Origin of the sequence: Clostridium amylolyticum (genome assembly GCF_900142075.1) — a bacterium.
Taxonomy (GTDB): Bacteria; Bacillota; Clostridia; order Clostridiales; family Clostridiaceae; genus Clostridium_AA; species Clostridium_AA amylolyticum.
Window position 1 is genome coordinate 549,875 of the sequence record NZ_FQZO01000001.1, and the last position, 12,021, is coordinate 561,895.

The window sequence follows — 12,021 nt, forward strand, 5'->3', positions numbered from 1 at the left end:
ATTCTACAGATTCCTTTATTATGGATTTTAATCTTCTTTTGCTTTTGGATCATCAAAAACCGCTTTTGCACTTTCTGTCCTAGGATCGTGATTTATGTGCTTTTTCGAAAAATTATTATCTTCTTTTCTGTTATTTTTGCTTTCTTTGCTTTTATTTACCATAAAAGCACCTCCTATGTAATATTTTACAATTTAAAACCATTTTAACTGGATAATTGGAGAAAATTTAGGTTACCTGCCTAAAAATAGAAAAAATTTATAAATATTTGTTAAAAGGTATTTAAAAATCTATTAAAGTGTATTAGAATAGTTATGAGATTAGTATTTAACAATTTGTTTAAAAAATGTATCAAAGTTTATAAATCATTAATAGTTATTTTAGATAATATTTTGGTTTTTTCGATATATTTTACTAAAATACATAAAATAGTCTATTAACTACGAAAAAAAGAGCAAAATTTACAAAAAGATTTAAATTATATAGAAAAATATAGATAAATCTTTTATAATTATTAATATAATTAATTTAAAATACATATTATATAAAATTTATACATATAAAAATTTTTTTTGACTTAAAATTCACATTAATTATTATTAAATGCAAAATTATACTACAATATAACTAAAAAGGGGTTAGGGGTTATGTCAACTATTAAATCCAATAAGTTAAATGATTATGAACTTATAAAAAAATCTTTAGATGCCACAAATATGAGGGGGAAAGTTATCTCTCAAAACATGTCTAATATAAACACTAAAGGATACAAAAAGTATAGTGTATCTTTCGAAGAAACTCTAAAATCTCAATCAGATTTTCAAATGAAAATTACAAATGAAAGACATATTACTGAAAATGGACAAGCTTATGGTGAAATAAAGGTGGAAAGAGATAATTCCAACAGCATGAGGGAAGATGGCAATAATGTGGATTTAGATATGGAAAAAGCAAATCAAGCAGCAAACACATTAATGTATAACGCCTTAATAACTCAAGCGAATAGTAAGCTTTCCAATACTAGATATGTAATCACAAGCGGTGGGAGGTAATAATAAATGAATGCTTTTAACGGAATGAGAATCAGCGCCAGTGGACTATCTGCTGAAAGATTAAGAATGGATACCATAGTTTCAAATATAACTAACGCAAATACCACTAGAGGAAAAGATGGTAAACCTTATGTAAGAAAAATAGCTGTATTTCAAGAAAATTTAAGTAAAGAGATGGGAATGAAAGGTGTTAAGGCTGTGGAGGTTGCAGAAGACAAATCTCCTTTAAGAAGAGTATACAATCCAATGCATCCAGATGCAGATACTGAAGGCTTTGTTATGATGCCTAATGTAAATATTTTAAATGAAATGGCAGACATGATAGCGGCATCTAGGGCTTATGAAGCCAATGTAGATACACTAAATTCACAAAAAAGCATGTTTGCAAAAGCGCTAGAAATAGGTAGATAGGGGAGAAAAAAATGAGGGTTAATAATTTTGTACCTAACAGTAATATCTTTGAAAATATTCAAAATAATAACGAAAGCAAAGAGATTTCTTTTGGAGATACCTTAAAAGAAAAACTTAATGAAGTAAATAATCAGCAAATTACAGCGGAAAAAGCTACAGAAAGTTTTATTAAAGGAGAAGATATAGGCATTCATCAAGTAATGCTAGCTACAGAAGAAGCTAAACTATCTCTACAACTTGCGGTACAGGTTAGAAATAAGCTTGTGGAAGCATATCAGGAAATAAATAGACTACAGTTATAGTCCGGGATAGATAAGGAGTGCATTAGATGAATAAACTGTCTGAAAGCTTTAAAAAGCTTAGGGATAAATTTAAAAACATGAGACGGGGAGCTAAAATTGCTTTAATAATATCCTCTGTAACAGTAGTGATAGCTATTATATCTTTCATTGTATATTCTTACTCTAATAAGTATGGGCTTTTATTTTCAAATCTAGATCCAAAGGATGCTCAAACCGTTACTACTCAACTTAAAGAGAAGAAAGTTACTGCAAAGATAAAGGGGAACTCCATATATGTTCCTACAGATATGGTGGACGAGTTAAGATTAGAATTAGCTACTACCATAACTAATGGAAGTAAAGGTTATGAACTTATGGACCAAAGTAAATCCTTTGGAATGACTGATGAAGAGTTTAAAATAAAAAAGCTTATAATGTTACAAGGTGAGATTGAAAGAACAATTAAAAGCTTTCCTCAAATAGCAAATGCAAGAGTACATATTACACCTAGCAAGGAATCAGTATTTGTAAAGGATAACACCCCTGGAAGAGCTGCTATATATATACAGCTTAAAAATAGTGAAAGCTTAAATAGTGAGCAGGTTAAATCTATCATAGCATTGGTAGCTGGAAGTACAGATAACATACCTAAAGAAAATGTAGAAGTAATAGATCAAAATATGAATTTGATTTCTAGAGGAGTCTTTGATGCAGAAGGAAATGATACTGCAGCAGGCACCAGCGTTGAAAAACAACAGGAAATAGAAAAGGAATTTGAAAAGAAACTTGAAAAGTCTGTTATGGAGATGTTAGAACCAGTAATAGGTAAAGAAAAGGTAAAAGTAAAGGTAAATGCAGACTTAGATTTTGACTCAAAACAAAAGACACAGATAGTAGTAGATCCAAACAAGGTAATTGTTAGCGAATCCTCATCTAAGGAAACCAACAACAATACTGGTGGTCCTACCTCTCAAAGCCCTGTAGACAATCAAATGAGCAATACCATAGGAAACAGTAATACAGGTAACAACAGTACAAAAGAAGAGCAAAAAGTAAACTATGAAGTTGGTAAAACTGAAACTAAGGTTATAAGCGCTCCAGGGGAAGTAAAGAGAATTACTGCTTCTGTTATAGTAGATGGAAATTTAGACCCTCAATCACAGATAGATTTGAAGAATCTTGCTTCCAATGCTTTAGGTTTTAAAGCGGATAGGGGAGATGAAATCACTGTGGTAGGCATGAACTTTGATCCATCGCAAAAGACTATAATAGCAAGAGAACTTGAAGACATGAAGGCACAAGCAGAAAAAGATAAAAAGATGCAGCTTTATAAAACTATAGGTTTAGCAGCTTTAGCAGGATTATCTTTAATAATCTTTATTATTATTTTAACAAAGGCAATGAGAAGAAGAAGAGACGATGATGAGCTGGAAGGTTCTAATTTAGATGTAGTTATAGGAGAACAGTTAACTCCTAAGAATATTGAGAATTTCAAACCTATTTCTTTTGAAGAAGAAAACGAAAAGACTCATCTAGAAAAAGAAATTAAAGGCTATGCCAAAGAAAAACCAGAGCAGGTAGCGGACATAATTAGAGCATGGCTCACAGAGGATGAGAGGTGATATAGATGCCAAGAGATAATAAATTAACAGGAGTTCAAAAAGCAGCAATACTTTTTATTACCCTTGGACCTGATGCATCCTCAGGGATAATCAAAAAGCTTCCTGAAAATGATATACAAAAAATTACCTATGAAATAGCTAATACTACTTCAGTATCATCAGCTCAACGTGAAGATATACTAAAAGAATTTTTAGAGATGAATAAAGCTAAGGATTTTTTAATTGAAGGTGGTATGGAGTATGCTAAAAATCTACTATCTAAGGCCTTAGGTACTCAAAGAGCGCAAGAGATCTTAAGTAAAGTTTCCGAAGCTACTCAACAATACAGACCGTTTTCTATTGCGCGTAAAGCTGATGCATCTCAGCTTTTAAATGTAGTGTCTAACGAACACCCACAAACTATTTCACTTATATTGTGCTATCTTCAGCAGGAGAAAGCAGCTGCTGTTTTGTCTTCCCTTCCAGAGGAAACACAAAGCGAAGTTGCGTATAGAATAGCAACAATGAATAACACTTCACCCATGGTAATAAAAGAAATAGAAAAGGTACTAGAAGGTAAGTTATCCTCAGTGGTAAGGTCTGATATGACAACCCTTGGTGGTGTGGAGACATTGGTTTCAATACTTAATCAAGTGGATAGAACAACTGAGAGAAACATTACAGAAAGTCTAGAAAGGGAAGATGCAGAACTTGCTGAAAAAGTTAAAAGCAGTATGTTCGTATTTGAAGATGTGCTTACCTTGGATGATGTATCCATTCAAAGAATACTTAGAGAAGTGGAAATTAAAGATCTTGCTTTGGCTCTTAAAGGAGCTTCAGAAGAGGTTGGAGAAGCAATATTTAGGAATCAATCAAAGAGAGCTGCTTCTTCATTAAAAGAGGATATGGAATTCTTAGGACCAGTGAGACTTATAGATGTAGAAAAAGCTCAACAAAAGATAGTGGGTATTATAAGAAGGCTGGATGAAACAGGAGAGATTGTTATTTCAAGAGGAGGAGAAGATGCAATAATTGTATAATATGAGCATTATAAAGGCAGATATTGCCATAAAACAAGGGGAAAAGCTTATTAAAACCGACGAGAAAACAGTTCAACTAAAAGCCGCCAGTGAAAACTCCTCTTTTACTGACGAAATACTGCTAAATTATGAAAAACTGGCTGAAACTATTATTTTAAAAGCTAAAAAAGAAAGTGAAGATATAATATCCAAGGCTTTGAGTGAAGCTCATTTAATTGAACAAGAAGCTTATGAAAAAGGGTACCATCAAGGCCAGCAAAATGGATATGAAGATGGCTATAAGGAAAGCTATGAAGTAAATATTGAAAAAGCAAAGGTAGAAGCTGCTCAAATTAACGATGAAGCAATGTATCTATTGAATTCTGCTAAGGAAGTATATGAAGAGTACTTAAAGTCAAAGGAAAAGGAAATTATAGAGCTATCAGTTAAAATGGCTGAATCTATATTGCGTGAAAAGCTTGAAAGGGATCAAGGCTTGAATAAGCTCATTTTTGAAGCTATTGAAATATCTAAAAAGTCAAAAAGTTATATTATAAAATGCCATCCGGTACATATAGACAGCATAAAAGAAAAAGTTGAAACTTGGAAACATATGCTAGCTTTAAATGCAGAGCTTTTTGTAATAGAAGATTTAACTACAGAGCCAGGAAACGTGGTAATAGAAAAAGAAAATGGGAAAATTCAATTAGGTATGGATATTTCCATGGAAAAATTAAAACAAGCTTTTGGTGTATAAGGAAAAGGAGATAAAAATGCTAGATTTTCAAAAACTTTGTGATAAAGCTGAAAAAATTTCTCCTTTCTACTTTGAAGGAATAGTAAAAAAGGTAATAGGATTAACTATAGAGGTAGAGGGCATAAAAGGCTTCGTAGGAGAACTTTGCATTATATATAATGAAAAAAATCACCCTATAAAGTGTGAAGTAGTAGGCTTTAAAGAAGAATGTATAATACTCATGCCTTTAGGAGAACTTTGGGGTGTTGGTCCTGGTTGCAGAGTGGTACCAGAAGGAACACCTCTTAGTGTAAAATGCGGAGATGAACTTTTAGGAAAAGTTGTAGATGGACTAGGAGAGCCCTTAGACCAAAGTGTTTTATATTTGGAGGATGCATATCCTTTAGATACCTCACCACCAGACCCCTTAAAAAGGAGAAGAATAAAAAGTATTTTACCTACTGGAGTAAAAGCTATAGATGGATTTTTAACTTGTGGTGAAGGTCAAAGGATAGGTATTTTTGCCGGAAGCGGTGTGGGTAAAAGCACTACTTTAGGTATGATCGCTAGAGAAGCTAAGGCAGACATAAATGTTATAGCCCTTATTGGTGAAAGAGGAAGAGAAGTTCTAGATTTTATAGAAAAAGACTTAGGTGAAGAAGGTATGAAAAAGTCTGTGGTAGTATGTGCCACCTCAGATAAACCAGCATTGATACGTATTAAGGGCGCTCTAACAGCTACAGCCATAGCAGAGTACTTTAGGGACAAGGGTAAAAAAGTAATACTTATGATGGATTCTGTTACAAGGTTTGCCATGGCTCAAAGAGAAATAGGGCTGGCTATAGGGGAGCCTCCAGCTACAAAAGGATATACCCCTTCAGTTTTTGCTATGCTTCCAAGACTTATGGAAAGATCAGGTATGTCAGATAAAGGCTCTATTACTGCATTTTATACAGTGCTGGTAGACGGTGATGATTTTAATGAACCTATTGCAGATGCAGTGAGAGGGATTCTAGATGGACACATAGTATTATCTAGAGCCTTAGCCCATAAGAATCACTACCCTTCTATAGATATATTAAACAGTGTAAGCAGACTTATGTCAGAAATAGCAGAGGATGAACATAAAAAAGCTGCATCTAAGGCTAGGGATTTGCTTGCCACCTATAAAAATTCAGAAGACTTAATTAATATTGGAGCTTATGTAAGAGGTTCCAATAAAAAGGTAGATATGGCCATAGATTATAACGATGTAATAAATGAATTTTTAAGGCAAGGTATTAAAGAATCAGCAGAATTTCAAGATAGCATAGATAAACTAAAGTACATGTTTAGTTAACGGGGGAAATATGGAAAGTAGATTTAATTTCGGACTTCAAAAACTTCTGGATATAAGAATTGAAAAAGAAGAAGAAAGTAAAAGAACTTTTCAAACTGCACAAAGGGAAAAGATAAAAGCAGAGGAAAGGCTGACAACTCTTCAAAGCAGCTATGATAAATATAATAATATAGAAAAAAATGAAACTGTTATTACTAAAAAGATTAAAAAGAATTATCTTAATGCTCTTACCATAACCATAGATGATGCTGAAAAAGAACTTGAAAATAAAGACGCACATCTTATTAAGTGCAGAGAAGATTTGAAGAATAAACAAATTGATAGAAAGACTGTAGAGATTATTAAAGAAAAAAAATATAACGAGTTTATAAATGAGCAAAACTTAATGGAGCAAAGGCAAAATGATGAGTTTGCTTTATATGCATTTATTAGAAAAAATATGGAAAGGAGGTGAGACAAATAAATACGTTAAAGGGTGCACTTCTTAATGATTTATCTTCTTTAAATAGACCTTCTAGTATAGAAAACAGCAAACCTTCAGCTATAGAAAACAACAAAGAGGTTACAGGAAAAGAACCTTTAGAAGATAAAAAATTTAGTAAGATTTTAACTTCTGTGTATAAAAAGAATACTAAAGAGAATGAGAACCTATCAAAAAATGATATAAAAGATTCACTAGATGAGAATAAAAGTATAACTGATGATAAGGATGTAAGCGATAAATTACTTCATCTTATTCTAGAATTACTTAATATTAATGGCACAGATATAAAGGATGATTTAAATAAGACTCAGGATCTTAATACCCACAGTGATGTTAAAACTTTAGAGTCTTTAATTATGGTTTTAGATAAGGGAGAATCTTTAAATAAGGAAGTAAATATAGAAGTAAATAAAGAAGCAAATATAGAAGGGCAAATAAAAGAACTGGTAAGCTTATTAAATACTCATCCTAAAAACTATGAAAGCATTAAACACTTATTAACACAGTTAAAACCTGAAGTGTTGGAAAGCTTTAATAATAAGCTGCTTAGTATGATAGATAAAAATTCAAGTGCCAGTGAACTTTATAATATCATTACTTCTATGCCTAAGATTACACCAGATAAAAATGCAGAAATCAAAATTAATACTAATGAAAATAAAAAAGATGAAAAAAATATAACACTTGAAAATACTTTTTCTTTTAAGGTAGAAAAAAAGCCAGTTAAAGATACTCTAGAAGTAAAACCAGAAGGTAAAGGTTCTTTAAATGAAGATAAAGCCCATCCCTCTAAGGAAATAAAATTCCTAGAAGAAATAATAAATCAAAAAGATAAAACTATTAAAGAGACAAAACTTGATAATGTTATAAACAGAATGAATATATCTTCTAATAACATAAAGGAATTAGAAAACCTTGAGATTAATGGAGAAACTGCCGTAAAAGATGTGGTAAAAGTAATAAAATATATGGATAAAACTAATATTAAAGAATTGACTATAAAAATAAATCCTAAGGAGCTAGGCAGTATTACTATAAGGCTTACTATGGAAGCAGGGGCAATGAAAGCACATTTAACCCCTACTAATAAGGATACATATAACTTACTAAATAAGAACTTGTCAGAACTTAAATCACTTATGGCAGACTCCAACATAAAGGTTCAAGATGTATCAATAAATATTTATAATGATGACACCACATATTTTTCAAGGAACTTTAGTGAAAGCAGCTTTTCAGAAAGCAATAAAGAAGGAAGTTCTAATGGTTCAAATAAAAACAACACATTAGTTGAAGAGGATATAGAGGAGACAAGTACGGATGTGTTAGCAACGAATAATAGCGTTAATATGCTGGCATAGGAGGTTAAAAATGAAAGGTTTTAAAGTAGACGAAAGTTATGGAAATAGAGCTACAGAAAGAGGAACTCAAATAATTAGTCCGGGTAGTGATATGGATAAAAATGCTTTTTTAAGAATACTAGCTGCAGAATTATCCAATCAAGACCCTATGAATTCTAAAGATTCCACACAATATGTAACTCAAATGGCACAATTTGCATCCATGGAGCAAATGACAAACTTAAATAGTACAATGTCAGGATTTGCAGTAAATTCATTAGTGGGCAAAGGGGTTACTTTAAAGGTGTTAGACCCCAACGGAGTGCCTTATACAGGTGTAGTTAAGGCAGTAACCAGACAAGGGTCAAATGTTTTTCTAAGCGTTGAAATCAATGAAGCGGGTAGTAATAAAATTATGGATTTTAAACAGCAAGATATACAGACTGTATTAGATGTGCCTAATTTTAGTCTAGACAGCGTTAGCGGGAATATGGCTCTTTTAACAGCTGCATCTTTAATTGGTAAGGAAACAGAGTTTGAGGTGCCAAAGGCTAATGGAGAGGGAAAAGAAGATAAGGTTGATAAATTTAGCGGCATAGTTCAAGGGGTATTTAAAGAAAAGGGATTTATTAAGCTTAATGTAAAGCTTAAAGATAGTGATGAAATAAAGACATTTACTTTGGGACAATTGGTAAAAGTAAGTGATGTAGTAAATAAGGATTAATATGTCCTATAGAATTATAAATGGAAAGCCCTATGCCATAGAAAATTTATCTGCATTAAATTCCAATCATAGCCAGAACTTAAATAAAAGTAATAAAAATATACAAGGTAATTTTAAAAATTATCTAGACAATGAAATTAATAAAAATGATTCTTTTACTGTTTCTGCTCATGCGGGAGAAAGAATAAAAAGTTTAAATCTAAATAGCAGGGATTTTGAAAAAATCAATGAGGGCTTTAATATGGCAGAAAAGAAAGGCAGTAAAAATACGGTTATTCTTTATAAGGATATAGCGTTTATAGCTAGCGTAGAAAATAGGACACTTATCACAGCTATAGAAAAGCAAAGATCAAAAGATAATATATTTACTAATATAGATAGTTTAGTAATACTTTAGGCTGGACCTGAAAAGGAGGCCTGCACTCTGTGGAAGGATAGAAGCAGAGAATATAAAAACTCTGGGAGGTCAACAAAATGTTTAGAGGAATGTTTTCCGGTATAAGCGGAATGAAAGCTAACCAAACAAAACTTGATGTTATAGGCAATAATATATCCAATGTAGGTACTACAGCTTTTAAATCATCTAGAGCAAGATTTCAAGATATGCTAAGCCAAAGTTATAGTGATGCTATGGCTCCAGCACAAAACATAGGTGGTATTAACCCAAGTCAAGTAGGGCTTGGAGTACAGCTTGCAGCTATTGATACTGTAATGAAACAAGGTATGATGCAGCCCACAGGAAGGAATTTAGACTTTGCCCTGGATGGAGATGGTTTCTTTATGGTAGCCAAAGGACCAAAGGTTTTTGGTGATGGAACTATTCAAGTAAATCATAGACCAGGTACACATAATGTAATACCTCAAAGCTTACAGACTTCAGGGATGGAATTAAATTATTCAAGAGATGGTTCCTTTACATTAGATGAAGAAGGAAATTTATTAACTGGAGATGGATATAGAATATTAGGATATTCCTTATCCAATGATGTTACCTCAGTACCTGCCACCGCCAAGTCACCTAATGTGGTTTCCACAGGAGGATTTAATTTTAGATTTGGAGCAGGGGCAGCTTTAAATGGTTACAGGGTAGTCGTGGGTGCAGTAGGACCACAAACTCCAGCTTCTGCAGATGTGGATAAGGCCACTAGGACTATAACTGTAAATGGAGACTTTTCTACAGAAGGAGCTCTTACCAGCGATCAGCTAGAATCAGCTGTTAATAGAGCATTAAACTCAGCAGGAATAGGACAAACTATGTATGTTACTGGCAAAGCTTCAGTAATTAATGGAATGTTTTCAGAAAGAGTAAAAGGTGGGTCAGATGCACAGAGACCCGGCAGTGTGAACTTTGCAGGTTTCAACATAAAATTTGGTGAGGGAGATGCCCTTAATCAGTATGTTATAGAATTAGGGAAATTTGATGACACTACATTTAGTGCTGATATTTCAGCTGATAAAAAAATAAAGATTAATGGTAACTTTAAGGGAGGAGCTGCTTTAAGTTCTAATGAGCTTAGAGATATAATTAACAAGGCATTACAGGACAAAGGAATAACACAAAAAGTTACAGAAGTAACTGGAACCCAGTTAACCTTCCCAAAACTTAGTGATAAAGTTGTTCCAAATGCAGATCCTACAAAAGCACCTGGAAATTTAACTGTAGCAGGATTTAGCTTTGAATTTCCAAGCAATAAATATAATGATGTTGAAATAGTTTTTGAAAGCATTAATGAAGAACCATTAGATGTAACTGTAGATCTAGACACCGCAAAGAAAATAACCATAAAAGGGGATTTTGTAAAAGGTGGCATTACTCCAGAAACATTAAAAGCAGCAATAAATGCTAAAATAACAGATGTGGGAAATCAAATATCTAAGATATCCGGTAAATTTTCACTTTCTTCAGGATTGGTATCTAATACCATTGAAGGTGGAACAGCGCTAGCAAAGCCAGGTATAGTAAATGCTGCAGGATTAGAATTTGATTTTGAAAATGGTGCTTCATTAAATGATTATATAATTCAAATCGGTAAAATATCTGCAGGTACTCAAACCTCCTCTGAGATAGATGCTACAAATAAAAGAATAATAATAAATATGGATTTAGTAAGCCCTAATGGAACCACTAATACCGCAATACAAAATGCCATAAACAAAGCATTAGAAAATAAGGGTATCAATCAAAGATTAACAGTTAAAGGAGTGCCAACTCAGGTATATGACACAGAATCTCTTATTACTGACGGTGGTACACCAGTTCAAAGTATTGATAATAATGGAGAATTAAACTATGTAGATGGTACTAAGGATCTTAAGTCCTACGATGGAAATTTAAAATGCCTTAGAATTCCTGAAAAGGTTAGAATACCTGGAACAGATGATTATTTAAGAGTTAAGACTTTTACCATAAGTAAAGAAGGAGTAGTAAATGCTGTATTAGAAGATGGTAGAGTAGCGGCTTTAGGTCAGATAGCTACAGTTTCCTTTAAAAACTCTGTAGGACTTACAAAGCTTGGTAAAAACATTTATCAGCAGTCTGTTAACTCTGGAGATCCGATTTTAAGAAGTGGAGTAGGTACTTTAGGTGAAGATAATAGTAAGGGGTATGGAGATATTCTTCAAGGGATGCTAGAGATGTCCAATGTAGATCTAGCAGAGCAGTTTACAGAAATGATCATTACCAATAGAGCCTTCCAAGCCAGTGGAAAAATGATTACTACTGGTGATGAAATACTTCAGGATATTATAAATCTAAAACGATAAGATAAAGATTTATTAAATTATTTGCAAAAACAGCTTTTAGCTGTTTTTGCAGATAATCTATGGAGGGGAATATGATAAAATTAAGAGCTTTAAATAACAAGGACTTTATTCTTAATTCAGATCAAATTGAAAAAATGGAGCAAGTACCTGAAACTTTAATCACATTAATTAATGGAAAGAAATATATGGTTTTAGAGTCTCCTGAAGAAGTTATTAAAGAAATTATTATATATAAAAAGAAAATTTATGGTGCTGATTTATAGGAGGCGTTTA

14 protein-coding genes and 1 pseudogene are annotated in these 12,021 nt (G+C 32.6%); 14 read left to right on the plus strand and 1 reads right to left on the minus strand.

Translation table 11 applies throughout. The features are described 5' to 3' along the window. Window positions 1–27: 27 nt before the first annotated feature. The gene (locus BUA82_RS21090) at window positions 28–162 is read right to left on the minus strand and encodes a CPC_1213 family protein (RefSeq protein WP_278321553.1); all 135 of its coding nucleotides are present in this window, start codon (window positions 160–162) and stop codon (window positions 28–30) included. A 483-nt stretch (window positions 163–645) separates the two neighbouring features. Between BUA82_RS21090 and flgB the strand changes: the two genes are divergently transcribed. The 14 genes and pseudogenes from flgB (at window position 646) to BUA82_RS02675 (ending at window position 12,011) form a co-directional block, all read left to right on the plus strand. Then, complete coding sequence (gene flgB / locus BUA82_RS02615) at window positions 646–1,050, plus strand: flagellar basal body rod protein FlgB (RefSeq protein ID WP_073004369.1); 405 nt, start codon at window positions 646–648, stop codon at window positions 1,048–1,050. A 6-nt stretch (window positions 1,051–1,056) separates the two neighbouring features. Continuing rightward, complete coding sequence (gene flgC, locus BUA82_RS02620) at window positions 1,057–1,461, plus strand: flagellar basal body rod protein FlgC (protein WP_073004371.1); 405 nt, start codon at window positions 1,057–1,059, stop codon at window positions 1,459–1,461. An 11-nt stretch (window positions 1,462–1,472) separates the two neighbouring features. Beyond that, entirely contained in the window at window positions 1,473–1,763 is a 291-nt protein-coding gene (gene fliE, locus BUA82_RS02625; RefSeq protein ID WP_073004373.1) for a flagellar hook-basal body complex protein FliE, read from the plus strand. A 26-nt stretch (window positions 1,764–1,789) separates the two neighbouring features. Beyond that, window positions 1,790–3,364, plus strand: coding sequence for a flagellar basal-body MS-ring/collar protein FliF (fliF, locus tag BUA82_RS02630; RefSeq protein ID WP_073004375.1), 1,575 nt, complete (start codon window positions 1,790–1,792; stop codon window positions 3,362–3,364). A 5-nt stretch (window positions 3,365–3,369) separates the two neighbouring features. After that, the gene (gene fliG, locus BUA82_RS02635) at window positions 3,370–4,383 is read left to right on the plus strand and encodes a flagellar motor switch protein FliG (RefSeq protein WP_073004378.1); all 1,014 of its coding nucleotides are present in this window, start codon (window positions 3,370–3,372) and stop codon (window positions 4,381–4,383) included. 1 nt (window position 4,384) lies between these two features. Next, a complete protein-coding gene (locus tag BUA82_RS02640) occupies window positions 4,385–5,119 on the plus strand; it encodes a FliH/SctL family protein (RefSeq protein WP_073005126.1) in 735 nt (244 codons plus the stop codon). 16 nt (window positions 5,120–5,135) lie between these two features. After that, window positions 5,136–6,437 (plus strand): flagellar protein export ATPase FliI, encoded by a 1,302-nt coding sequence (gene fliI / locus BUA82_RS02645; RefSeq protein ID WP_073004380.1) that lies wholly within the window; start codon window positions 5,136–5,138, stop codon window positions 6,435–6,437. A 10-nt stretch (window positions 6,438–6,447) separates the two neighbouring features. Then, window positions 6,448–6,891 (plus strand): flagellar export protein FliJ, encoded by a 444-nt coding sequence (gene fliJ, locus BUA82_RS02650; RefSeq protein ID WP_073004382.1) that lies wholly within the window; start codon window positions 6,448–6,450, stop codon window positions 6,889–6,891. Further along, on the plus strand, window positions 6,888–8,282 hold the full coding sequence (locus BUA82_RS02655) for a flagellar hook-length control protein FliK (RefSeq protein WP_073004385.1): 1,395 nt from the start codon (window positions 6,888–6,890) through the stop codon (window positions 8,280–8,282). The genes fliJ and BUA82_RS02655 overlap by 4 nt, the downstream gene beginning before the upstream one ends. Before the next feature lie 10 nt (window positions 8,283–8,292). Beyond that, window positions 8,293–8,985, plus strand: a complete 693-nt coding sequence (locus tag BUA82_RS02660) for a flagellar hook assembly protein FlgD (protein WP_073004387.1) — start codon at window positions 8,293–8,295, stop codon at window positions 8,983–8,985. Window position 8,986: 1 nt separating this feature from the next. Continuing rightward, window positions 8,987–9,382 (plus strand): TIGR02530 family flagellar biosynthesis protein, encoded by a 396-nt coding sequence (locus BUA82_RS02665; RefSeq protein WP_073004390.1) that lies wholly within the window; start codon window positions 8,987–8,989, stop codon window positions 9,380–9,382. A gap of 110 nt (window positions 9,383–9,492) precedes the next feature. Beyond that, a pseudogene (locus BUA82_RS21200) lies at window positions 9,493–9,963 on the plus strand (flagellar hook-basal body complex protein); the annotation flags it as partial. Between the two features lie 276 nt (window positions 9,964–10,239). Further along, a complete protein-coding gene (locus BUA82_RS02670; protein ID WP_423230441.1) occupies window positions 10,240–11,748 on the plus strand; it encodes a flagellar hook-basal body complex protein in 1,509 nt (502 codons plus the stop codon). Between the two features lie 71 nt (window positions 11,749–11,819). Then, window positions 11,820–12,011 carry a flagellar FlbD family protein gene (locus BUA82_RS02675; RefSeq protein ID WP_073004395.1) on the plus strand — a complete coding sequence of 64 codons (192 nt, stop codon included), beginning with the start codon at window positions 11,820–11,822 and terminating at the stop codon, window positions 12,009–12,011. The last annotated feature ends 10 nt before the right edge of the window (window positions 12,012–12,021 follow it).